This window comes from Desulfomonile tiedjei DSM 6799 (assembly GCF_000266945.1).
Taxonomy (GTDB): Bacteria; Desulfobacterota; Desulfomonilia; order Desulfomonilales; family Desulfomonilaceae; genus Desulfomonile; species Desulfomonile tiedjei.
Genome location: NC_018025.1, coordinates 4,742,103 through 4,766,882, shown reverse-complemented (window position 1 = coordinate 4,766,882; position 24,780 = coordinate 4,742,103). Strand labels below are relative to the sequence as shown.

The 24,780-nt window shown below is 50.1% G+C and carries 19 protein-coding genes; 11 read left to right on the top strand and 8 right to left on the bottom strand.

Annotated features, from left to right (window positions below):
• Positions 1-301: 301 nt before the first annotated feature.
• Positions 302-2,452: a PDC sensor domain-containing protein gene (locus DESTI_RS29185; protein ID WP_014811861.1), complete on the bottom strand. Its 2,151-nt coding sequence runs from the start codon at positions 2,450-2,452 to the stop codon at positions 302-304.
• On the bottom strand, positions 2,449-3,540 hold the full coding sequence (locus tag DESTI_RS20325) for an ABC transporter substrate-binding protein (protein ID WP_014811860.1): 1,092 nt from the start codon (positions 3,538-3,540) through the stop codon (positions 2,449-2,451). The genes DESTI_RS29185 and DESTI_RS20325 overlap by 4 nt, the downstream gene beginning before the upstream one ends.
• 370 nt (positions 3,541-3,910) lie before the next feature.
• On the opposite strand from DESTI_RS20325, the gene DESTI_RS20320 reads away from it, so the two are divergent.
• On the top strand, positions 3,911-5,563 hold the full coding sequence (locus DESTI_RS20320) for an ABC1 kinase family protein (RefSeq protein WP_014811859.1): 1,653 nt from the start codon (positions 3,911-3,913) through the stop codon (positions 5,561-5,563).
• A gap of 335 nt (positions 5,564-5,898) precedes the next feature.
• On the opposite strand, the gene DESTI_RS20315 is transcribed toward DESTI_RS20320, so the two are convergent.
• A complete protein-coding gene (locus DESTI_RS20315; protein WP_014811857.1) occupies positions 5,899-6,738 on the bottom strand; it encodes a 2-keto-4-pentenoate hydratase in 840 nt (279 codons plus the stop codon).
• Positions 6,739-7,322: 584 nt separating this feature from the next.
• Between DESTI_RS20315 and DESTI_RS20310 the strand changes: the two genes are divergently transcribed.
• Both DESTI_RS20310 and DESTI_RS20305 read left to right on the top strand, forming a co-directional pair.
• Positions 7,323-7,586, top strand: a complete 264-nt coding sequence (locus DESTI_RS20310) for a hypothetical protein (RefSeq protein ID WP_014811856.1) — start codon at positions 7,323-7,325, stop codon at positions 7,584-7,586.
• 125 nt (positions 7,587-7,711) lie between these two features.
• Positions 7,712-8,218, top strand: coding sequence for a nitroreductase family protein (locus DESTI_RS20305; RefSeq protein WP_014811855.1), 507 nt, complete (start codon positions 7,712-7,714; stop codon positions 8,216-8,218).
• 229 nt (positions 8,219-8,447) lie between these two features.
• On the opposite strand, the gene DESTI_RS29180 is transcribed toward DESTI_RS20305, so the two are convergent.
• The 3 genes from DESTI_RS29180 to mtnA all read right to left on the bottom strand — a co-directional run bounded on the left by DESTI_RS29180 (position 8,448) and on the right by mtnA (position 13,168).
• Entirely contained in the window at positions 8,448-10,454 is a 2,007-nt protein-coding gene (locus tag DESTI_RS29180; protein ID WP_014811853.1) for a sensor domain-containing diguanylate cyclase, read from the bottom strand.
• An 83-nt stretch (positions 10,455-10,537) separates the two neighbouring features.
• Positions 10,538-12,103, bottom strand: a complete 1,566-nt coding sequence (locus tag DESTI_RS20295) for a nicotinate phosphoribosyltransferase (protein ID WP_014811852.1) — start codon at positions 12,101-12,103, stop codon at positions 10,538-10,540.
• An 18-nt stretch (positions 12,104-12,121) separates the two neighbouring features.
• On the bottom strand, positions 12,122-13,168 hold the full coding sequence (gene mtnA / locus DESTI_RS20290) for an S-methyl-5-thioribose-1-phosphate isomerase (RefSeq protein ID WP_014811851.1): 1,047 nt from the start codon (positions 13,166-13,168) through the stop codon (positions 12,122-12,124).
• A gap of 557 nt (positions 13,169-13,725) precedes the next feature.
• Between mtnA and DESTI_RS20285 the strand changes: the two genes are divergently transcribed.
• From DESTI_RS20285 to DESTI_RS20275, 3 genes are all read left to right on the top strand, one after another.
• The gene (locus DESTI_RS20285; protein ID WP_014811850.1) at positions 13,726-14,073 is read left to right on the top strand and encodes a hypothetical protein; all 348 of its coding nucleotides are present in this window, start codon (positions 13,726-13,728) and stop codon (positions 14,071-14,073) included.
• Positions 14,074-14,293: 220 nt separating this feature from the next.
• Positions 14,294-15,178, top strand: coding sequence for a 50S ribosomal protein L11 methyltransferase (locus tag DESTI_RS20280; protein WP_014811849.1), 885 nt, complete (start codon positions 14,294-14,296; stop codon positions 15,176-15,178).
• 180 nt (positions 15,179-15,358) lie between these two features.
• Positions 15,359-16,096, top strand: a complete 738-nt coding sequence (locus DESTI_RS20275; protein WP_014811848.1) for an MBL fold metallo-hydrolase — start codon at positions 15,359-15,361, stop codon at positions 16,094-16,096.
• Positions 16,097-16,362: 266 nt separating this feature from the next.
• On the opposite strand, the gene lspA is transcribed toward DESTI_RS20275, so the two are convergent.
• Both lspA and ileS read right to left on the bottom strand, forming a co-directional pair.
• Positions 16,363-16,869 carry a signal peptidase II gene (gene lspA, locus DESTI_RS20270; RefSeq protein WP_014811847.1) on the bottom strand — a complete coding sequence of 169 codons (507 nt, stop codon included), beginning with the start codon at positions 16,867-16,869 and terminating at the stop codon, positions 16,363-16,365.
• Between the two features lie 14 nt (positions 16,870-16,883).
• Positions 16,884-19,679, bottom strand: a complete 2,796-nt coding sequence (gene ileS / locus DESTI_RS20265) for an isoleucine--tRNA ligase (RefSeq protein ID WP_014811846.1) — start codon at positions 19,677-19,679, stop codon at positions 16,884-16,886.
• 469 nt (positions 19,680-20,148) lie between these two features.
• Between ileS and DESTI_RS20260 the strand changes: the two genes are divergently transcribed.
• From DESTI_RS20260 to DESTI_RS20240, 5 genes are all read left to right on the top strand, one after another.
• Positions 20,149-20,877 carry a TetR/AcrR family transcriptional regulator gene (locus tag DESTI_RS20260; protein ID WP_014811845.1) on the top strand — a complete coding sequence of 243 codons (729 nt, stop codon included), beginning with the start codon at positions 20,149-20,151 and terminating at the stop codon, positions 20,875-20,877.
• A gap of 5 nt (positions 20,878-20,882) precedes the next feature.
• Positions 20,883-21,668 (top strand): cyclase family protein, encoded by a 786-nt coding sequence (locus DESTI_RS20255; RefSeq protein WP_014811844.1) that lies wholly within the window; start codon positions 20,883-20,885, stop codon positions 21,666-21,668.
• A gap of 108 nt (positions 21,669-21,776) precedes the next feature.
• Positions 21,777-22,508, top strand: a complete 732-nt coding sequence (locus tag DESTI_RS20250) for an ABC transporter ATP-binding protein (RefSeq protein WP_014811843.1) — start codon at positions 21,777-21,779, stop codon at positions 22,506-22,508.
• Positions 22,495-23,199 (top strand): ABC transporter ATP-binding protein, encoded by a 705-nt coding sequence (locus DESTI_RS20245; RefSeq protein ID WP_014811842.1) that lies wholly within the window; start codon positions 22,495-22,497, stop codon positions 23,197-23,199. Before DESTI_RS20250 ends, DESTI_RS20245 begins: the two co-directional genes overlap by 14 nt.
• Before the next feature lie 46 nt (positions 23,200-23,245).
• Positions 23,246-24,439, top strand: coding sequence for an amino acid ABC transporter substrate-binding protein (locus tag DESTI_RS20240; RefSeq protein WP_014811841.1), 1,194 nt, complete (start codon positions 23,246-23,248; stop codon positions 24,437-24,439).
• The last annotated feature ends 341 nt before the right edge of the window (positions 24,440-24,780 follow it).

Here is a 24,780-nt window from a genome sequence, read left to right as displayed (position 1 = left end):
CCTTTTTAATGCTGAACAATGTTAGACAATTAAATCAGCAAAACGGTAATGGGAATACGCATCCGAGTGTTTTAGATATTCACGAGGGGTAGAAAAGACCCCCAAGATCATGCAAATTGAAACAGAATGGGTGAAATTTTGCCATGAGAACGCTAAAAGCCCTGTATTCGTCTGGAGACTATCTCCAAATACTCGAAGAATCGTTCAATTTATGTGGCGAATGGCTTCAGAGGATGTGTCGCATTCAAGAGCACTGTTCGATTTATTTCCGATGGATATGAATGTTCCGATAAGCTTTGAATTATTCAGGGGTGGCAACTCGGCGAAAAACTTTGTACGCTTCGGCAGAAACTGAAGTAAATCGAATCAGAACTTCGTTTCCCGTAACTGATACAGCTTTGGCGTAGATTTCTTCCGGCAACTGGGAACTGCCTTCCATGAGTTCCAGTTTAAGATTGTCCCATTGAGCAATGGGCTGCTCAGGCACAATTATTGCCGACGTGCTTGAGACTTTGGTTACATCGGCCATAATAATCGCTTTCGATACGGTCTTCCCGAGGATCGGGTAAATCTTTGTTCGGAGCGGATTCAGGAGAGGGATAAGCGTTTCTTCCCTTTTAGGCAACTGAACATTGTATCCGCCGCGAATCCCTTTCACGTCATAGAGTTCTACCTGCTCTGCAATGCCTTTCATGCGAACAGGGATAATTTCTCCAATTTCCAATATGTCTGCCAACTTATCATATGTGGAGCTGCTGATAAGGACTTGACCTCCGACCGTGAACGACTCGACACGGCCCGTGAAATTGACCTCCGATCCTACAGCCCCGTACTTTGTTCGTTTTTCTGAGCCGATATTGCCCACTACGACTCTTCCGGTGTTTACAGCAGCCCCCATTTCCAGGTGCGGAAGCCCTTCGGCTTCATTCTGTCTGCTGATTTCCTCCATGGCTGATTGCATCTTCAAGGCGCATGCAACCGCTCTGGCAGGATGATCGTCCAGCGGTTCCGGGGCACCGAAAAAGGCCAAAATGCCGTCCCCCATGATTTCATCGATAATTCCGCGATAATCCATTAATATTTCGACCATTCTGCCGAGATATCTGTTCAGAAAAGAAATTACCTGCTCGGGAGGCATATGGGCAGTCAAGGCAGTAAAACCGCGCAAATCCGACATCAATATGGATATTTCCCGTTCTTCACCTCCGAGTCTCAGACCGTCTTTGGATTCAAGCAGTCGCGTGGCCACTTCTTTTGTCAGATATCGCCCGAAGGTGTCTCGTATGAAGTCACGTTCTTTGAGGCCGTGGGTCATTCTTGTAAAACCCTCTGCGAGTTTTCCGACTTCATCAGTCCTCCGGATGTTAGAGAGGTCTATATCCAGATTGCCCGCTGCAACCTTCTCCGTGGCCTGCGCCATGGTCCGCAGGGGCTTGGCAATCGACTGGCCCACAAAGAGACTCACGATCATGAGGAGAGTTATTCCGATAACTGAAAGAATCAAGATTTTCTGATGGAGTGCCGACAAGTCCGCAAAGAGTTCGTCTCGAGGAAAAACCGCACCAAGAGACCATCCTGTTGCAGGGATTTTTGCATAGGCAACAAAACAATCTTTTCCGGTGAGGCAGTCCTTCGCGTCCTCAAATCCGGATTCGGACCGCATCATCGCCTGTCCTATGAAGCGGAGTAAAGGGCTGTTCCTTTCCTCTGCGATACTGAAGATAGATTCGTTCATGATGAATTCTTGATTAGGATGGGAGACGAATCTGCCGGTTCCGGAAATGAGCAAGCAATATCCCGACCTTGCCACATTTATCGATGCTATGAGATCCGTAAGCCACTCAAGGGAAACATCGGCGGTTATTACACCCTTTATTCGTTCATGGGATCCCGACGGTAATCGATCGAACAAAGGATGGGAGTAAGTTGCCATGAGCACATCGGCTCCACCTTCATCAAAGTAAGGTTCACTCCAGACGGGCTTCCGCAATTCTTTCGGGACATGGTACCAATCGTGGCGAAGGTAATCATATCCGCTCGCTGCCAAATCCATCAGTTTCAAGCCGTTTGGATCGCGGCAGCAATACGGGGCGTAATACAGCATCTTCGGGTCAAATGCGCGAGATTCGAATGCCACCGCGGAACCGTAAATCTCAGGACTGTCTTCCACGATTCTCTTGAGGAGGGTTTCCAGCGTAATCCGATCGCAGGATGTGGATTCCAAAAAACCCGCAAGATAGGTCGGGCCTTTTTCAACCGCTCTGAATTCCTGTTCTATACGTCGAACTACGGCAAGGGTGAGATTCTTTGCGCTCCGTTCTGCGTCGACAAGTATGAGATTTCGCGAGTAATTGTAGCTATAAGCCAATACCATAGCGAAAACGATCGATGTACCGGCCATGACCAGAAGCGAGATTTTGAGGCTGATGCTATTTCTCACCCTCAGTATCATCTCTGTCCTCGGTAGAATTCGTCATATGAGGGAATAGTCCCGATAAAACTCAGTTCCTGCAAAACGTTTCCAACCCGGAGGTAATCGTCAGGGGCCAACTTACCCAGACGTTTTTCATATCCTGCCGGCATGATGAGATTTTTCATCCTCTGAAGCATCCATCTCTGGTGGGCCCTGTTCGTCCCGGTATTCGCCTCCTGTGCGTACTTCATGACGATATCGAGTGCTTCATCGGGATGCCGAAATGCATAGAGCCATCCCTTGAGGCTGGCTGCCACGAACTTAGCACATACTTCGGGGTTTTCCTGAAACGTTTTCTCCAGGCAATAAATGCCGTCTTCGGGGAAATCGAGAGCGGAATTGTCCCGGAATGCAAACACGTTCAGTTCGTCCGGGTCGATGCCGCTATTTATAAGCGTGTGATATTCATTGTAGTACATACCGGTTATGGCATCGACGCCGTTCTTGAAAAACAAATTGATGGTTCCGTACATCGGCACGATATGGACATTGAGTTTGTGCATGCGAAAAAATGCCAGAGGTTGAATGCGAAAATCTCCTTCCCAAATGCCGACTTTTTTGCCTTCAAAATCCATGGGCGCCTGGATGGTTCCACTTCTCTTCGAAATCAACATGAGGGCGGATCTTTGGATAATTTGACCGATGTTAACAATGGGGTCTCCTGCTGCTCGTCGCTGAATAGCCGTAGATAACCAGGTGGTGCAAAAGTCGGCTTTTCCTGCATTCAATGCGTCCATAGGCGGTTCACCGGGCCCACCCCGCATCATGCTCACATCCAATCCTTTTTCCCGGTAAAAGCCTTTATCCCGGGCCGCCATATAGCCGGCGAATTGTGCCTGAGGCAGCCATTGAGGCAAGAACGATATTTTGTTGTCAGGACCTGCTTCGCTCGTCACCGTTGTCAAGAAAAATACAATGAAGCAAAAAACGAAGCGCAAACCCTGTTTACTCATCGGGTGACATCTGCCGCATGAATGTACGAGCGAGATATCTGGTCGTTCGGAAAAGCGGAAAAGCGGATCTTTTGTCGTGTTCGAGCCGAATTCGATTACTGTTGCATACGTCATGAGTGCGGTTCCAGACAACAGGTGTTGACGCCATGTCGACGTAAATGGAAGAATTCCGTAATGTATGATTGAGTTCTCATTAGCGGAAGCCTTTCTTATGTTAACGTGAACTGGAGCGAAAGTCAGCGTTTTTTCGGGCCGCCGCCAACATTGATCCCAAATTGGGCCGCTTTCACCGAACTCGTGCGGTTTTGAACATCTTACTCAACTATCAACCTGGGATGCCGGAGATGGTCGACACAATCCGTGAACAGATCTTCAACTTTTCGTCTCTGGAGATGTCAGAAGAGTGAATACATAACGCTACGATTGTTCGGTGTGGTACTCGACGACAAACGCGCAAACCGCTTGATGAAACGCGAGGTCATGTGTGGACATTCGGCTTACACCATTACATCTGAGACGCTACAAAGATATTATTTTGCTGTTCATAAAATACGGGAGATCGGACCTGGTGAAGAGCGCCGGTTTGGAGGAGGCTCTCAGGCATGAGACAGCTATTACCGAGGTAGTTCCCAGAGCCGAGGAACTGGCGAGCGATCTTGAGCGGATGGGGCCTACATTCATCAAACTCGGTCAGATCCTCTCCACTCGTGCAGATATTCTCCCGGTGGAATATATTCGGGCTCTGGCACGGCTTCAAGACAAAATAGAGCCGTTTCCCTACGATCAGGTCGATGCAATCGTTGCATCGGAATTGGGTATCCGCATACCACTTGCTTTCGACCATTTCGATAAAACACCAATTGCCGCGGCATCGCTGGGGCAGGTCCACAAAGCCTGTCTGAAAGACGGACGCACGGTTGCCGTCAAAGTCCAAAGACCGGGAATTCGCGCCCAAATTGTAGAAGACCTGGAAATACTCATGCAAATCGCTGAGTTCCTGGACAGAACACCTCTCAGCGAGCGCTTTGAATTCCACAAGATGGTGGAAGAATTCCGCAGGACACTGATGCGAGAACTCGATTATCGACAGGAAGCTCGCAATATGAAACTCCTGGCAGGCAACCTCGCGGGATTCAGTCTCGTTGTGGTGCCGTTGCCGATAGACGAATATTCCAGTTCTCGCATGCTTACCATGGAGTACATTTCGGGCAGGAAAATTACCGAACTGACTCCCCTTGCCAGGACAGAAATAGACGGAACCGCTCTGGCTGAGGAATTATTCCGTGCCTACCTCAGCCAGATCATTGTAGACGGTTTCTTCCATGCAGATCCTCATCCAGGCAACCTGTTTCTTACGAATGACCATCGCATAGCATTGCTGGACGTTGGCATGGTAGGACAAATATCTCCGGAATTACAGGACCGATTGTTGCACCTCATCAGAGCCATAGGTGAGGGGCGCCATGAGGACGTTGCCGCGCTCGCAATAAAGATAGGGGAAAGAAGGCCTAAATTCGATCAAGACGGATTCAGAAATCATATTGCGGTGATGATAACCGATCTGAACATGCAACATTTGGATATCGGGACAGCCATTATGGAATTTGTTCGATTTTCTGGAGATTCGGGGCTCCGTTTGCCTCCGGAGTTAACGCTTCTGGGGAAAACCCTCCTGAATCTGGATATCGTAGCCCGCACTCTGGACCCCAACTTCGACCCCAATACATCTATCCGGTCAAACCTGGCACGGATCATCCGTTCCAAAATCCTCAAGAGTGCCTCACCTTCGACCATATTCGGCAATATTCTGGAGATGAAAGAGTTTTTCACGCGCCTTCCCACAGTCCTCGGAACCAGCCTGGAGAAACTGGCCAAGAACGAGCTTGAAATGAAGATCGATGCCATTGATGAGAAATACCTCATGAATGGGCTTCAGAAAATCGCGAACCGAATTACTCTGGGACTCATATTGGCAGCGCTCATTGTTGGAGCAGCAATGCTGTTCAATGTACAGACGGAATTCAGGATTCTGGGGTATCCGGGTATTGCCATGCTGTTCTTTCTTGCTGCTGCAGGTGGGGGAATTGCCCTGATGCTGGACATTCTATTCTATGACGAAAAACCCTCAAAAAAATGAAAGCGGGATTGTTCCGCGGAGCTGCGATGCTCCGCGTAGGTTATTTCTTCGTGGAAGCGGTTTGAGACGCTTCTACTCGATGGGCAAACGAATTCTTGGAATCTACGATTCTACAGCACCTCGATGGAGCAGAACGATAAAAATTCGAGAATGCAATCAACAGTATACCAATTATCAAGAACCTCATAGCATCTCTCTCCTCAAATTAAACTCTTAACTTTTTACGAATAAGATGAGTCGTACCCTATTAGACACACCTCGACGATTTACGTCTCACTCCCGGGTGAATTCGCCATGTCATTTTGGTGCGGCCCAGGCAATCTTGCTGTTTTCATTTATTTTACGGTCCAGGAGATTTTACCTAACGATCCCCAGTCTGCTTCGTACTTACCCGGTTTGCCGGGAAGCATGTTGCCCAATGCTCCAGTGATGAAAATATAGCCCGGTTCGAGAGTCCAGCCTTGTTCTACCGCGCTATTCACCAGCCAGAGCAGCGCTTTCCACTGGTCTCCCAGAGCATCGGAAGCCTGGCCCTTGTTTATCTCGTTACCATCGAGTTTCAGAATCACCGACACTGCGGATACATCCACCTTATCGGCTGGCATTCTTCTTCCCACGATATATTTGGATGAAGAAACTGCATCTACGACGATATCCGCGCCTTTGAGATTTTTCATATCATCGAACCTGAGGTCCGGAAGCTCTACGGCAGGAAACACTTCCTTGATCTTCTTTTTCAGAGTCTCCACGTCTTGAACTGGTTCGGTTATCTTGTCACCCAGGAGGTACCCTATTTCCACCTCGATGAAAAGTCTCGTGAAATCCTTCGGTTCCAGGGAAACTCCGGGCTCCAGTTCTCCCGATTTGAACAACGGTCCCAATAAAGGACGATCCACCCCGAACCTTTTCTGGCCCGCTTCAGAAGTCAAGCCGGCCTTAAAGCCGCCGATCCGGTGACCGCTCTTTACCAGACGTTCCGTTAGCGTGCGTTGCAGCGCATAGGCTTTATTGAGATCCAAGTCCGGAATTTGAGCGGAAGGTAAGGGGAACGTTTTTGTGGAGGTCCTGGCGGCTACAATGGAGTTTATAACCTCTTCCTCGCCGGCCCAGGAAAAACAGACGAGAACAACCAGTACCGCAACTGCGCAAGCCGAAAGAATTCCAGTCTTTCGCATGGGAACCCTCCTTTCCGAAGTAAATAGTGGAGATCAGGGAGAGAGTTGAAGATTCAGCATGATTTGTACAGTTGGGGTGCTCGACGGTCAATGAAAAAGTTTTTTTAACACGATCACTCACTTGAGCATGTTGACTGCAGGGGTAGATCTCGGAGACTGTCTCAAGGCTTCCTAATCGTTCAGGATGTGGGTAAGCAGAAAAGGTCGACACCAGAACCGCTCGAGAGTGAACAACGAGAATCCTTAGAGACTTCATTGTTACAGCTAGTTGCTGAATGGTAGATTCCTGGCTGTTCGCGAGCGTTTTCCATCAACATGTGTCGGCAGAGACGCCGACCCCCACCAGGAAAGCTGAGAGTGGATGCTCTTATTTTGGCACCTATGGAGGGGAGGGGGGATTTTTCGCACGGACAACTGAATGGATAGTCTGCATTCGCGGCTATCGTTGGTTCGCCTCTCCGGGACTCGACACTCCTTTTTTTTCCCCAGGACAAATGAATGTTGCTTCACAATTTTTCGAATCGTTCTCGAAGTACATTTATCTAATTCGGTAAACACGTTTCGTTGGGGTAGGGGGATGTGCCATGACAAGAATAATTGTTGCCGCTGTATCGTGCTTGGTTGTACTCATGGGCGCCATATCGGCAGGCAATGCGTACGATACGCGTTTCATGAACATGTATCAGCAAGTCGGAAGTTCAAATCCGTCTCTGGAAGCGCGTTACAGGCAATTGATGCGCAAAGCTCAAATTCAACATGCTCAGATCGAAGAATGGCAGAAAAAAGCTCGTGTCGCGGAACGAGAGTCAAGTCGGAAAAGACAAGCTTCCGCAGCTATGGTCCAGTAGATTTCCGAAGTTGATTTGGCCCCGACATTTGTCTCGTCCCTTCCAACGGAATTTTGTAAAATTTTCTCGGCACATCGACCCCCTGGGACAAAGTCCTAATACCCGAGCCACTGATGGAGAGAGGCATGGATGCTCTGGAAGCTATTTTAACAAGGCGCAGTATCAGAAAATACACCGATGAACCCGTATCCGACGAACTCCTGGACAAATTATTGCATGCCGCAATGAATGCCCCCACGGCTGCAGGCGAGGCATGGCATTTTGTAATCATACGAGACAAAGAAGTGCTGGAAGGATTTACCAGGTTTCATCCTCACGCGCACATGCTCAGATCTGCGACTGCTGCTATTCTCGTATGCGGAGATCCCGAAGCTGAAGCGCTGAAGGGCAGGTGGGTCCTGGACTGTGCAGCGGCTACGGAAAATATGCTGATTGCTGCGAATGCGCTGGGTTTAGGGGCTTGTTGGGTAGGAATCTATCCCGTGCCGGAAAGAATTGAGGGCGCGAGGAGTCTTCTGGGAATTCCGGACCATATCGTTCCATTATCCATGGTATCGCTCGGTTGGCCAGGCGAAAGGAAGCATCCGCCGAACCGATACAATGCGGAAAAGGTCCATCCTGACCGATGGTAATCCAGTTTCAAAAATTCCAAATCAAATCCCCCTTTCCAAAAGGCGGGTATAGCAATTGCCAAAACTAGTGTCCGATTGAGGATAGGACTATGGGTGGGTGCCGGCCTCCGTGCCGGCACATATTTAATATGATCAATGATATCGATAGAATAGACCGGCAGGGACGCCGGTCTCCACTAATATCTTATATTAGAGCGTTGGATAAACGTCAGAATTTTTCTCAATCGCTCTAAGTGCGTTTCAATATTACAACCTGATTGCGGCCCTGTGCTTTTCCCTCATACAGCGCCTTATCGGCGCTTCGTACAAGGCTTTCAGCAGCATTCAGCTCATGATGCAGTTCAGCTATACCTGCCGTACAGGTCGTCTGGAACTTGCTGTTGTCCTCTTTGAACACAATGCGCTGAAGGTGAAGACGGACACGCTCAAGACACTCCCGGGCATCGGTCGCATTGGTATGAGGAAAGGCCAAGATGAACTCATCACCGCCATATCTGCCGGCAATATCGGTACTGCGCAGCTCGTACCGAATTATCTCTCCGAATACCGCCAGTACTTTGTCCCCGGCCTGGTGACCGTACGTATCGTTGATGAACTTGAAATAATCCAGGTCACACAAACAGACGCTCAGTGGGTGTCCATAGCGCTTGGCGTTGCGGTAAGCCATACCCAAAGACTCCATGAAATGACGTCTGTTCAATAATCCCGTGAGCGGGTCGCTGGTAGCTAATAAGGTGAGCTTTTCCTCGAGGCGTTTGCGTTCCGTTATATCGCGAGCAACGTGGACGCATCCGATCAGGTCTCCAAGATCATCCGTCAAAGGAGTGACGGAAACCATGAATGTGCCGCCAAGATAATCATCCACTATTTCGGCGACATGTTGTTTGCCATCGGTAATGAGCTTTTTGTGGGGACAATTCTGCAAGGGGATTCGGGTCTGGTGGAAGAGTTCGAAACAGTGTTGCCCCACTATTTCCTCGGCTCTTTTCCCCACTCGAAGGGCCATTGCTTTGTTCACCCGAATAATCCGATGCTTCATGTCCATGATTGCCAAGAGGTCCGGGACTGCATCGAATGTACGTTCCCATTCTCTCTTGATCATCGCGAGAGCTTCCTGGGCCTGCTTCAACTGGGTGATATCCATTATGGTGATGATGGCTCGTTTTGTCGGAGAAGAAGAAACAGGCAAAGCAGCCCTGACCAGGACGTTCAACAATTTTCGATCGCAGGTTCTGGTGATTGTCTCTATTTCCACCACAGGGGTTTCATCGGCGATTGCCAAGACGATTTCCCTGAACAAATCAATAGCTTCGGGGGCAAAGATGCTCGGAGTTTTAAGAAGCTCCGATTTTCCGGAAGCACGATACAGCTTTACGGCGGCATCGTTGACATCCACCATTTGCACAAGGTCCCACGCTTCCACCAGAAATTCCGAATTATCCTCGAGATGAGCGGAAAAATCATCCATGCCTGTTTTGCGAAGCGTCTGTATCGCTGCTTTCAGAGCACTGATCTCGATTTCCATGATCGCAACCGGAGCAGTCTCGAACATTGCCCGAAATTTGCTTTCGCTCTTGCGCAAAAGCACTTCCGCTCGTTTACGATATGCAATTTCGTACTGAAGCTTCTTGTTCGCCTTGATCAGCTCGGCAGTTCGGTCCTGGACCCTATTCTCAAGCTCCTCTCGCGTCTGCCGGGATAGTTCCTGATGTTTGCGCGCAATGATAATCTTTTTCTTCTCAGCAGTGAGATCCTCTACTACTGCAAGAATCAGGTGTTCATCCCATGCTCTGACTGAGCGGAGATGCAGCCTGCCCACTACTTTGCGCCGGTCCTTTCCGAATAGCACTTCTCCGACTTGCGGTTTTCCCTGAGAAATAACTCGCTTGAAAAGCTCCTGTGCTCTCTCCGCCTGGTCTTGACGAGTGAACAGATTCTGAAAATGAAGTCCCGGGGATATTCCGTTATCGGAAGCAATCTTCTCACAGGATGCATTGGCAAAAACCACGGTGCCGGATCTCGAGATCATCATCGCAGGAATCGGTAAGCCATTCAGTAACTTACCTAGACCGGTTTGATCGTACATACTGACGTCAAAGCTCCCGGTCTCGGTAAATTCCGACGTGAACAAGGCTCCCACGTCGATCGTCTCGGCCAGATCGCCGTCCGCTTTCAATAAGTCAAAATCTGTCTCTTCGAATTCAAAGGAAGGGCCTTCCTTCTCCTTATCTGCCATTCATCAGCTCCAGTATCTATCTGATCCCTCCGCACCCTAAGAAAATACATAAAAACTTTACATATATATGCTGAACGACCTCACTATTGCAACGTCTCCTGATAATAGTTGAGCAACTCCTTCTTCATGCGATAGATCGAATCGGACAGAGAGACCTTATAAATGTGGGGATTGGAAAATCTCTTGTACTCGGGCTCGAGTCGCTCTATGTCTTTTGCGGCACGCTTCCGGATTTCTTCGAGACTCGGCGGATCGTAGACCTGCTTTCCTTCTCTGAAAACCGGGATCATCAACTCCTGGGCCTTGTACGGCGGCTTGTATACTTTTTTCATATAATCGTACATGGGGTGGTGAGCCCGTACGTACTCGCCATTCGGTATCGGTTCGTCATCCGACGTGAGCAAATCCCCAATCATCCGATCGTTCCCGTTGTAGAAACGGATAATTTTCTTCAATCCGGGATTCGTGACCTTCCTCGGATTCTGAGAGATCTTTATTTTCGGCTGCATCGGTCCGCCGGCCGAATCTGCGGCCATGAGCTTGTACACAACCCCCAGGGCAGGCGTATGGTACGAGGTTATAAGCCGTGTTCCCACGCACCAGACATCCACACGCGCACCTTGATCTCTCAGGCTTTCTATGAGCCATTCATCCAGATCCCCGCTGGCAAGTATTTGTACACCCTGGAATCCGGCCTGGTCCAGCATACCGCGCGCTTCTTTGGAATAGTATGCGAGATCGCCGCTGTCGATTCGAATTGCTTTGAGCTCACGGCCTTCAGATCGCATGCGCTCTGCTACTTCTATGGCATTTGCGATTCCTTGAAGCGTGTCGTACGTATCGACCAGCAGCACACTATTGTCCGGAAACACCTTGGCGAAAGCCTCGAAAGCTTCTATTTCCGTATCGAAACTCTCTACCCAGCTATGGGCATGAGTTCCCCTCACGGGAATCCCGAACATTTTACCCGCTTTCACATTCGAGGTGCCTACCACCCCACCTATGTACGCCGCCCTTGCGCCATATAATGCGGCATGAACACCGTGAGCCCTGCGTGTCCCGAAATCAACCACGGGGGCTCCGCGACTTGCTATGCAGAGCCTGGCCGCTTTGGTGGCAATGAGCGTCTGATGGCCCACAAGAGCAAGCAACGTGGTCTCCAACACCTGTGCTTCAGCTATGGGCGCTACGACTCTTATCAGTGGCTCGTTCGGGAACACCACGGATCCTTCGGGAACTGCCCAGACATCGCCCGTGAATTGCAGACCGTTGGACAAGTACTCCAGCGCCTCGTCCGGAAATAACCCGAGCGATCTCAAATATTCGATATCATCAGGATAAAAAGCGAGATTGTTGATGTAACGAATGACGCTCTCAAGACCGGCAAAAATGCAGAAAGCGCCATCATCGGGGTTTTGCCGATAATACAGATCGAAGCAGGCACGCTGATTTGACCTTTTCATGACTTTGTATCCGGCAGCCATGGTGAGTTCGTACAAATCCGTGTCCATAGTGTAGTTCTTGCTTCGCTGAGCCTCTATCGCATGAGCGGCGTCCAACCTGCCCATTTTCTTTCCGGTATCTGCTTCAACAATTTCTATGTTGTCCAGTAATCGGCCGGAAACCGGATCTCGAAATACCAGCTTCATCGATTTGCTCCATCGCCTTTATCGAGAGAAGAAACTCTCAAAATCTTTGACAAACGGATCTCGGGCCACCCCGCATTCCGTGATTATTCCTGCTATGAGCTCGTGAGGAGTCACGTCGAACGCGTAATTGAGCGCTCGTACATCTGACGGGGCTACACAGATTCCACCGATGTGAGTGACCTCGCACGGGTCTCTCTCTTCAATACGAATTTGGGTTCCCGAATCGATCTTCTTGTCTATTGTGGAAAGAGGAGCGGCCACATAAAAAGGGATCTTGTGATAGTGAGCAAGAACCGCCACGGAATAAGTACCGATTTTGTTCGCTGCGTCACCGTTGAATGCAATCCGGTCCGCTCCGACAATTACCTTCTGAATAAGGCCTCTCTGCATCAGCGATCCAGCCGTGCTATCCGTGATGAGCGTTACGGGAATGGCAAGCTTCTGCAGCTCCCAGCACGTAATCCTGGAGCCCTGGTTCAAGGGCCTGGTTTCGTCCGAAAATACCTTTATTTTCTTGCCCTGTTCAAAAGCGGCACGAATGACCCCCAAAGCGGTCCCATATCCTGCCGTAGCCAACCCCCCTGCATTGCAGTGTGTGAGTATGGTGTCGCCATCATCGATGAGGTCTCGACCCATAAGACCGATATTCTCACAAATGGTCCGGTCTTCCCGCTCTGCTGCGATTGCTTCCGCCACCAGGAGTTCCTTGATTTGCGCCGGAGCCATCCCGGATGCAGCCTGAAACAGCTTTTCCATCCGCTCGACTGCCCAGAAGAGATTCACTGCGGTCGGTCTAGTCGCGCTGATTTGAGCACAAATGGCTTTGAAACGCGTGTCGAATTCCTCGCGATTATCTTCAGGTGCAGTCAACATCCCGAGTGCGACACCCATGCAGGCAGCCACACCGATAGCTGGAGCTCCCCTGACAGCCAAGCGGTAAATGGCGTCGCACATTTCGTCGACAGTTCGTATGGCGATGTATTCCTCCCTTGAAGGGAGCAACGTCTGATCCAAAAGCCTGATATGATCGCCCTTCCATTCAATGGTTCTGAAGGGATCTTCCACGAGTTTCCTCCTCAATGGCCTTTTGTCGATTCTTCGGATCCTGGCGGATTATGCTTATGACATTTCCTCCGCTACGGACGGCACAGCCTGACTTCGCTTCGGAGACCCACCGGAGCCGGCTTCAGCATTGTGACCTCTTTGATAGCCCATTGGTACAAAGCATGTCACGGAAAATTCGCGGTCCAATATAAGGCGAATGAGAACAGCCGCAAAGCCTTATCAAAGGTCCCTTCTCTTGAGCTCATGAACTTGGAGCAGAAGGGCTTTGGGTCCAGAGAGGACAGGGCAGGACCAAGCGTGTCTTCAATATCCGTTTAGTGCGTCGGAAACCACGGCACCGCGGGAATTTCATATGCACATTTTTCGCCATTATAAAGAGACAGTTATGATTGTTGCATAAAATCAGCCTGTGAGCAATGCGCAAGCGGCGCGCGTTTTTTTGACTCACCTTGATGCTTAAGCTAAAAATAATTGATGGTTATCCATAAATACTAAAAAAATATTTTAAAAAATATCTTAATGTGCTATATGGGCAAGAAAAATCGAGAGGGTCACAGATGAACCTCAGGGCAGCTTCAATAATCATCGTTCTCTTGATTCTGGGAATATGCGCTTCAAATGGGTACGCCGGCACAGAGCGTACGCAGTTTCTCGTCGTATGCCAGGAGCTCTTGAATCAGGCGCGTGCGTATGAAGCTCGTTCAACGCAGCATAATCGTATCGCCAAAGTGCTCATGCAGCAGATTGAAGCCATGGCGCGGCAGCCCAAGAATGAGGCCACAATTGCCGCAATAGATCAACTCTTCACTCAATACGACGAAAATAGGGCACTGGAGAACAAATTTCGAGAGCTTTACCGACAAGCTTCAGAAGAAGCCAAACAGTGTATGAAATCCACCGATTAGAGAACCGGCACCGTGCCGGGTAGCTATGTCTCAGGTAGTGTTTGATCATGCAGGCAAGTCGCGGGGAGTGCAGGTCTCCCCGCATCCCTTCCTCTCCATGCGGTAGCATTCTTTAATCCCCACATGCCGCGCTTTTTTCCTCGTGCACACGGCCTCGACCGTACTCCTGTCGTCACTTGGTATATAATTCCTCTGAAGATTTATACGCAGGATAATTCGGATGAATACAGCCAATCTGAAATGGATGAATGCACGTATCTTTGTGGTTCGTGACCTGGCAGATGCAGTCGCCAATTTCTGCCACGAACACGGGTCCGAAGGACTTGTGCTGGAAGATACCTCGGAAGAACAGGCAGTGATAACCGCATATTTTCCCACCGAAAATTGGGAAGCCGTCCACGCGGATCTCCTCAGGTACGTTGTATCGTTACGCGAGCTTTTCCCGGGCGCTCCGGAACCTCGGCTGGAAGTCTCCATCATTGAGCACGAGAACTGGGCAACTCTTTGGCAAGACAATTTTCAACTGATGAATATCGGAGAGACGTTGTTGATAGCTCCGCCCTGGCTGGTTCCCGACTCCACCGAGAGACATCTGATAATCATTGAACCAGCGGAGGCATTCGGAACCGGGACCCACGAAACAACCCGGGGATGTCTCGAACTTCTCGAAGAAGCTGTAACTCAATTAAGGAAAACCCATGAGAGTTTCACGATGCTGGACATGGGATGCGGATCCGGAATTCTTGCCATTGCGGGCGTGAAACTGGGAGCATCCGATGTTCGAGCTGTAGACAACGATCCGGTTGCTGTGGAATCCGCTCGCAAGAATCTTGAGCTGAATAATGTCGGAGATTCGGTAAAATTGGCGTGCGCGTCACTTCGGGAAACCCGGGAGTCTGCAGATATCGTAACGGCCAATCTCGATCCCATGACGCTCATGGCCAACAAGGATCTGCTCGCGAGCCTGTTTCGACGATACTTGATCGTCTCCGGCGTTCCTCTGGACCAGTGGGATCAAGTAAAAAACATACTGGCTCATGGCGATATCAGACTCGAACAAGAGATCATCCGATCCGAATGGGGCTGCGGATTATTCTCGAAATAGGTCGGCGGAATCGTACCCGAAGCAGGCGAGATCAGAAAAATAGCGGACAACAATTCTCTTGCTGTTTGTCTGCCTCCAGGTCTATCTTCGCGAAGTGTCCCTGAGAAACGTATACGGAACCCTCTCTACCGGAAGGCCCCAACATTTGCTCCACGACGCGGTGCACAAGGAGACTGAGCCATGCGGCTACAATTTCTCGGTAGCGGAGACGCATTCGGAAGTGGAGGGCGGTTCAACACATGCATGCTGGTGGAAAGCGCAACCACTCGATTTCTTCTGGACTGCGGAGCATCGTCCCTCATTGCCATGAAGCAATTCGGCGTTTCGCCGGATTCCATTGAGACAATCCTCATCACGCATTATCACGTCGATCACTTTGGAGGACTGCCATATTTCATCCTCGACGCACAATTCTCGAAACGTAGTACTCCGTTGACGATCGCCGGACCACCGGGATTGCGCAGCCTGTTGCCACAAGCAATGGATCTGTTCTTTCCCCGATCTTCCAAAATTCCGCAGAAATTCGAAATACGAATTCTGGAATTGGAGCCTCGGGTGCAGACCGTTGTAAACGACTTGGCAGTTACTCCGTACGTGGTCAGTACCGAACACGTTGCAGCGTCGCTGTCTTTCGCACTTCGCGTGGAGACGGAGGGACGCATTCTAACGTATTCCGGCGATGCAGACTGGTGCGACGAGCTGGCGGAAGCAGCTCGTGGAGCCGATCTTTTTGTTTGTGAGGCTTATTTCTATGAGAAGGCGATCAGGTATCATCTGAATCTTAGCACGCTGGAAAAACACCTCACGGAGATACATCCCAGGCGGCTGATTCTAACACATATGAACAATGACATGCTCGCAAGAGGTTCTACGATCAGCCATGAGATGGCCTATGACGGCAAAGTGGTAGACTTCTGAACGAAATAGAGAAAGCAGAGCAAGTTTTTATAACAATTACCAAAATTAATGTCCGATTGAGAGTAGAAGTATTGGTGGGTGCCAGCCTCCGTGCCGGCACATCTTCAATATGACCAATGATATCGACAGAATGGACCGGCAGGGACGCCGGTCCCCACTAATATCTTGTATTGGAGCGTGGAATAAACGTCAGAACTCTTGGCAATTGTTCTGGTCGTGATTTCGCGTTCGTAGCTCTGAATGTCCGTGTTTTCTCCAGCGGACCGTCAGGCTTCGGCTCCGTTTCGTTTTTTCGCGGTAAGCACATGAATGAAGAACAGCGCGGTGCCCACGCACAATGCGGAATCGGCCACATTGAACGCGGGCCAGTGAAAGCTATTTACATACAATTCCAAGAAATCTACTACTGCCCCGAATCTGATCCGATCGATAAGATTTCCCAGCGCGCCTCCAACGAATAACGCGTAACCCACGAGCAAGTATGTATCCGTATCTTCACCCGTGAGTATCAGCCATCCAATGATCATTACGGCTGCAATGGAAATACATACGAAGAACCAACGCGTCAGCATAGACTGAGAGTCGGAGAATATCCCGAATGCTGCCCCGGGATTCCTGACATGCACGAGGTTCACGAATCCCGGGATTACTTCGGATACAGTATGTAAAGGAATCCAAGCGGTTACAAGATATTTGGTGAACTGATCCGCAACCACGATGAGAAGAGCTATGCCAAATGCCATTGAAATATTTCTTCGGTTGGACACCTTCATGTTTTCAAGTAAGCTCAATCCGGCGAAACGCCTGACTCACGGAGGACTCCCGCACATCGGGGACACACTTCCGTGTATATCTCGTCCGCGCCGACTCCCGGGTTCCACGTCCAGCATCGGGGGCACTTTCCGCCTTCCGCCCGGGTAACGGTGATTTTCGGGGCAGGTATCTCCTCGCCTTCCGCAGGATCTGAGCCGTTTTCCCGTACCTCGATCTGCGAGACAATGAAGAATCCTGCCGGATCTTCCGTTTCCCTGATCGCTGTAACCAGAGCAGGATGGACCTCGATCAGGACCTTCGCTTCCAGTGACGATCCGATCATCTTGGAAGCTCTCGCCTCCTCGAGAGATTTTGCAACATCCTGCCTCAGTGAGAACATCGCATCCCAGCGATTCTTCTCTTCCGCTGTAAGATCCACTCCACCAATCGTCTCGGGAAATTCCGTCAAATGGATGCTGCTCGCGTGGTCTCCTTTGAAGGCTGACCACACTTCCTCGGCAGTAAACGTAATGATGGGCGCCATAAGCCTTACAAGGGCATCCAGGATTCGGTACAGTGCACTTTGAGCAGATCTTCGAAGCGTACCGTCGGTTCTCTCCACATAGAGGCGGTCCTTCAGAATATCCAAATACAAGGAGGACAGGTCAACCGTGCAATAGTTGTACAGCGTGTGAAATACCACATGAAACTCGAAATTTTCATACGCATTCCGAATCCTTGCGATCACTGCATTGAGTCGGTGCAAAGCGTACCTGTCAAGTTGCTTCATGTCTGCAACCGGCATCATGTGCTGCTGTGGATCGAAATCGGCAAGATTTCCCAGGAGAAACCTGCAGGTATTCCGAATGCGCCGGTACGCTTCGGAAAGCCGTTCAAGAATCTCTTTTGAAATCCTGATATCGTCTCGGTAATCTTCTGCAGAGACCCAAAGCCTCAAAATGTCCGCACCGTACTTGTCAATGATTTCTCCGGGCTGGATTACGTTTCCGAGTGACTTGGACATCTTCTTACCCTGACCGTCAACCACGAATCCGTGTGTAAGGACCGCGTCATAGGGCGCTCTTCCGCGCGTACCCACGGAAGTCAGCAATGCGCTGTGGAACCATCCTCGATGCTGATCGCTCCCTTCCAGGTAAAGCTGTGCAGGATAATCCAGATTGGGACGTTGCTCGCACACAGCGGCCCAGCTAACCCCGGAATCGAACCACACATCCAGGATGTCGGTTTCCTTGATCAGTGAGGAGCTTCCGCACGACGGGCATGTGGTTCCCGGAGGCGCAAGATCCGTGACATCGCGCTCGAACCAAACGTCAGCTCCTTGCTCTTCAAACAATTGAGCAACTTTTTCAAACAATTCAGGGGGCGCTACAATGTCATCGCAATCCGCGCATCTGAGCGCGGTGATCGGAACTCCCCATGCTCGCTGACGCGAAATGCACCAGTCCGGTCTGTGCTGAATCATACCGTAGATTCTGTCGCGGCCCCACTTGGGAATCCATCCGACTGTATCGATCTCTTTCAGAGCTTTGTTCCTGAGACCGGTGTTCTCCATGGAGATGAACCATTGGAACGTTGCCCGATAGATAACGGGTTTTTTGCATCGCCAACAATGAGGATAGCTATGGCTCATGGTTTCGGATGCCATGAGTGCACCAACCTCTTTCAATTTGGCGATGACATCCTTGTTCGCGGCAAAAACGAATTTTCCGGCAAAGAACTCAACATCATCGGTGAAGATTCCTCGATCGTCAACAGGCGCGTACACTTCAATGCCGTACTTGCGGCCCACTTCATAGTCCTCTTGCCCATGGCCGGGAGCCACATGAACGCAACCGGTGCCCGCGTCGAGTGTTACAAAAGGCGCGAGGATGAGTTGCGATTCGCGGTCGTACAGAGGATGCCGCGCTTTGAGCCCTTCCAGGATCTTGCCTTGAAACCGTGCAATAATCCGATAATCGGATATGCCGAAAGCATCCATATTTATCGGGACAAGTCTTTCAGCGAGAATGTAAACTTCCTCACCTACTTGGACGGCTGCATACGATTCATCCGGGTGCACTGCTATTGCCAGATTCGCAGGAATGGTCCATGGAGTCGTGGTCCAGATTACCACGAAGACTTTCTTGTCCTTGACTTCGGGTATTCTTTGGGAGAAATCGTCGATTGCAGCGAATCGCACGTAAATGGACGGGCTTGAATCGTCCATATATTCCACTTCAGCTTCCGCAAGCGCAGTAACACACGAAGCACACCAGTACACCGGTTTCTTACCGCGATAGACTGACCCATTTGCGAAGAATTTACCCAGTTCCCGGACGATGGTAGCCTGATACTTGTATTTCATCGTCAGATACGGGTCCTGCCATTCGCCGAATACGCCGAGTCGTTTGAATTCCTCCCGCTGAATATCGATGAATTTTTCAGCATAACCTCTGCAGCGGCGGCGAATCTCGACATAATTCATCTTGGCCTTTTCTGCGCCGAGTTCCTTATCCACTTGATGCTCGATGGGTAAGCCATGACAGTCCCAGCCCGGAACATAGTCGGAGTCAAACCCCGCCATAAATCTGGATTTGACGATCATATCTTTCAAAATTTTGTTCAGCGCGGTTCCCAGGTGAATATGGCCGTTGGCATACGGGGGGCCGTCGTGCAAAATGTATTTTTTCCTGCCCTTGCTTGTTTCAAGTATTTTCGAATAGATCTCTTCTTCTTCCCATTTCTTGAGAAGATCCGGCTCTCGCTTGGGCAGGTTTGCTTTCATAGGGAAGGCTGTTTGGGGCAGATTCAAGGTGTTTTTGTAATCCATTGGACGCCTCCGACGGTGACGAATCCGGTCGCCGTCCTTCCTGAGTAAAAATCCGGCCGATTCGGCCGTACTGACATGCAGTTCAACAAACCATTACACATATCACGAACAGTAAAATAGTCAATCGTCGGGCGCGGAGAAAAACGGGTGGATGGCGATTATATGCTTACTGACGCTGCATATTTCGTAACAAGTTGCGACACAAGAGTTGAGTGCGCACGGATAATCGTGGCTCATAATCAGCCTTATTTAGCGTACATACGAGAGGGGGAAACGTGGTCGGAGTTCTTATTAGAGTAAGAAAACGGATGACTTACCCGTCAGTAAGACAAAAAGCTTGACAACCGAGATAACGTAATTTATAGATGTCACAAAGCGATCTCATATCCAGCAGTCGCTCTATATATTTTATTCTCCCGCAAAGGGGGATGTATTGGCCACCTGGCGGGTGTAAATTCGGATTCACATCATGAAAAAACCAAAAATGCAACAGAAGCTGTCTTCTGATGACCGGAAGGCGCAGATTCTCTCGGCTGCACGCACACTCTTTGCCAAAAAGGGATATGCGGAAGCCACCCTCGACGATATAGCAGAGAAAGTGGGAGTCAGCAGGCCGAGAATAATTCAGCTATTCGGGTCAAAACAGAACATTTACGAAACCATAGCCGAGGCGGCCTATAAAGGCCACCCCATGGACAAAGATCTTGCAGAACCGATCCAGCGTAAGGACGATTTTGCAGTTTTCGAGGCGTTTGCCCGTCACATTCTGGGACACACGGTAAACAGAGAAGATCGAGAGATCTTTAAGATACTCATGTATGCACGGCTGAAGGAAGACCGGTTCCATAGAGTTCATTTCCACAAAAAAGACACCCTCATGATCAGTCGCTTGTCGGAATATGTAGGCCAGCGCATTACAGAGGGCGCCTTCAAGGATCTCGATCCCAGAACGGTAATCTTCTGCTATCAAGCCATGATATCCAATCTCGCGATTTACAAAAATGTAATGAAGCAGATGGAGTTCGTGACCGTAGAGGAACTTAGTCACGATTGCGCAAAAATCTTCCTGGAAGGAATACGCGCGGAAGCGCAAGAGAAGGAAGAGGAGAAACCTATTCCGGTAGCCAGGAAGAAACTTGTAAGAAAGACTATTTCCGAACCATTGAAGAAACCGAAGCTTGTTAAAGTAGGCAGGTAACAACTATGGGTCGCAAGCGCTTGGTCGATCTGAGTATTGCTATAGAAGCAGGACTTCCGAGCGACCCGCCTATGATGATCCCGAAAATCGATTACTTGGACCATGCAGGCGGGGCCGAGCAGATGAAGATGTTTTTCCCCGGTGTAACGACGGATCAGTTACCCGGGGGGCTCGGCTGGGCGGTAGAGTTCCTTACGCTTACCACACACAGTGGTACACATTTGGATGCGCCGTACCATTATCACCCTACTATGGACGGAGGCAAAAAGGCTCTGTGCGTAGATGAAATTCCTCTGGAATGGTGTTTTGCCGATGGTGTTGTTCTGGATTTTCGGCACAAATCCGACGGAGATCGTATTACCGCGGCTGACGTGGAGAAATCGCTTGATGAAATCGGATATGAGCTCAAGCCGTTGGATATTGTGCTGATTCAGACAGGAGCGGATTCAGCGTGGGGAACTCCGGAATACCTGGTAAAAGGGCCGGGTATGGACAGAGAAAGCACTCTCTTTCTGACGGAAAAGGGGATCCGAGTTGTCGGTATCGACGCTTGGAGTTGGGACCGACCCCTGCCATTCCTCGCGAAAGATTTTCAGGAGACCGGCGATCCCAAAGTAATTTGGGAAGCGCATTTTGCAGGTATAGAAATCGGCTACTGCCATATGGAAAAGATGGCCAACCTCTCGGCAATCGGCAGGTCACACGGCTTTACTGTGTGCTGTTTCCCTGTGAAGATCAAGGGTGCCAGCGCAGGCTGGGTGCGGCCGGTTGCCATAGTAGAAGAGGACTGAAAGTCTTTTTCTCAATTCAATGCTTCGAGTCACACACTGTGATCGGTGGGAGCACACAGTCCCGTGCGCAACGGGACATTTTTGTCCGCCGCGGCGAAAGGCTGTTCCATGCTTAAAGGATCAGGGATAACCAAAAGGTTTGGCGGACTTGTCGCTCTCTCCGACGTTGATTTCGAGGTGAACAGGGGAGAAATTGTCGGCCTTATTGGACCTAACGGGTCAGGCAAGACTACTCTCTTCAATGTGATTTCCGGTTTCTACAAACCTGATGGAGGTGAGGTGAGTCTCCTGGGTGAGCGTATCAGCGGGAAACCACCTCACCGCATCGCAGCCATGGGGATAGGGCGGACTTTTCAGATCGTCCGGCCGCTCATGGATCTCACTCTCGTAGAGAATGTTGCTATTGCGGTGCTCTACGGCCGCATGGGAATTTCCGAGTCCACGGAAGCCAAAGATAAAGCGTACGAAATTCTCCGATTTACGGGGTTGGCAGCAAAAGCTTACAGCCTTCCGGGACAGTTGGTCCTGGAGGACAGAAAACGGCTCGAGGTGGCACGGGCACTTGGCTCCAGACCAGAAATCATACTCCTGGACGAAGTCTTTGCAGGCCTGAATCGTAAGGAAATTCTGGGGGCAATCGAACTGACTTTCCGGATCAGGGATGAATACAGGGTCACGATTTTCATGATCGAACATGTGATGAAGGCCATCATGGAATCCTGTTCGCGCATAATGGCGCTTCATCACGGGGTAAAGATTGCCGACGGGAAACCGGAGGAAGTGGCGAACCATCCGGAGGTGATCCGAGCTTACCTGGGAGCCGATTATGCTGGGAATTAACGCTCTCGAAGTCAACTACCAGCACTTGAGAGCTTTGAGAGGCGTATCGCTGAAGGTGGAAAAGAGTGATCTCACAGCACTTATCGGCTCCAACGGTTCAGGGAAAACGACGCTCTTGAATGCAGTTTCCGGACTTGTTCCTCGTAGCAGCGGAACCATAACCTGGGAAGGGCGCGACATCACCAATCTCATGCCCGATGCCATTTGCCGTCTTGGAATCGTGCAGGTTCCCGAGGGTCGCAAACTGTTTCCCAAAATGACGGTCCAGGAGAATCTCGAAATGGGAGCGTATCTTCCTGAGGCCAGAGCGAAATCCGTACAGACCATCCGTAGAGTTTTCGATCTTTTTCCTCGTCTTGCGGAACGTAGGAATCAGGCTTCAGGCTTGCTGTCCGGAGGCGAACAGCAGATGCTTGCATTGGGCCGCAGCCTCATGAGTTGTCCTCGTTTGCTCATGCTGGACGAGCCCTCTCTGGGGCTGGCTCCGATAGTCGCTTCGGAAATATTTCGTATCGTCTCGGACTTGAACAGGGACGGTCTGACGGTCCTGCTGGTGTCTCAGGAAGTGCTGTATACACTGTCCATCTCGAAATACGCATATCTGTTGGAAAGCGGCAAAATCACCCTGGCGGGCCCTGCTGCTGCGCTTGTGGAAGATCCAAGAGTAAAGTCGTCATATCTGGGGATCTAGGACGATTTCAGTTGAATCAACCCACCGAAAGGAGGACTGTTTTCAAATGACATTGAACCTCTCGAGAATCTATTCTCTATGGACATTGGTCGCATGCCTGGTTGCGCTACCGTGCTTCGTTTTTGCAGCCGAGAAACCGATCGTGATCGGAGGATCGCTCCCGCTTACGGGACAAGCTGCCGAAACTGGAGTCTGGATCGAACGCGGCATGAAATTTTGGGCAGACGAGACAAATGCAAAAGGCGGGCTTTTGGGTCGGCCTGTGGAATTCAAGATTTACGACGATGAATCGAATGCTCAGAAAGCAGTTACCTTTGCAGAAAAGGCGATCACTGTCGACAAAGTGGACCTGCTCTTCGGTGGATACCCCGGCACCGCTGCTCGCGCAGTTATGCCGGTAGCTGAAAAGCACCAGTACGTGTACGTGTCCATGGGCGGTCACATGAAAAGCTTCGAACAGGGCTACAAGTTTTCTTTCGGCGCTCCTCCGCTCATGGGTGAATGGTGGTATGAGGGCTTCTTTCAATGGCTCGAGACCGTGCCACCGGATAAGAGACCGAAAAAAGCCGCGGTTTACACCATGAACAATCCCATAGGGGGATCTCTCATGGACTCCATTAACCGTTGGACCAAGAAACTGAATATCGAGATAGCCATCGACGAAAGGTACGATTTGCCTCTGCCGGACGCGACTCCAATGATTTTCAAAGCCAAACAGATGAACTGCGACATTTTCTTTGCAAACGGACTGTTTTCCGACGGGGTCATGATGATTCGTGCGGCCAAGGCACTGGACTATAATCCGAAAGCAATCGTTCAAGGCATAGGCTCCATTGTTCCCGCATGGCTGAAAGAGTTGGGAAAAGACGGGTACTATGTCTTTTCGGGCACTTCGTTGCACAACAAGCTCAGCTATCCGGGTAACGACAAGTTGAATGCGTACGTGAAGGAAAAATTCAAACTCGATGGATATCCCGAGTACTTCGGATTCGGATATGCCTGGATGCAGACTCTGGGACAGGCCGTCGAGGGAGCGAAGAGCCTGGATCAGACGAAAATCCGAGATTGGTTGCGAGCAAACGAAGTAAAGACGATCTGCGGCCCCATGACCTTTGATGAAAAGGGGTTGCCCCAGCCGATCAACTTCTGCACTCAGATTATCGATGGACAGGTCGAGTTAATCTGGCCTGAGAAGTTCAGAACGAAAGCTCCTGTATATCCCAAACCGCCCTGGAACTAAGGATGGGAACACTCCGGGAAGTCTGATATTTGAGTGATTGCAGGCACATCATATCAATTTGCTTTCAAAGTGGGAAGAAAATCCCCTCTAACCCCCCTTTATTAAAGGGGGGAATGGGGGATTTTGAATGCAAATTAGTGTCAGGCTGTTCCGGAGCATCCGAATACGAGAAATGCTGAAACCTGAGCCCGAAGAACTCGCATCGCCGGAATAGCAGATGACATAATTTCGGACCTCTTGAACACATCGTGCTTTCAATGGACGGTAGGGGTCGACGTCCCAGTCGGCCCGAACCGGTTGATTTGGGTATTTGAAAAATGTGCCGGCACGGAGGCACGGCA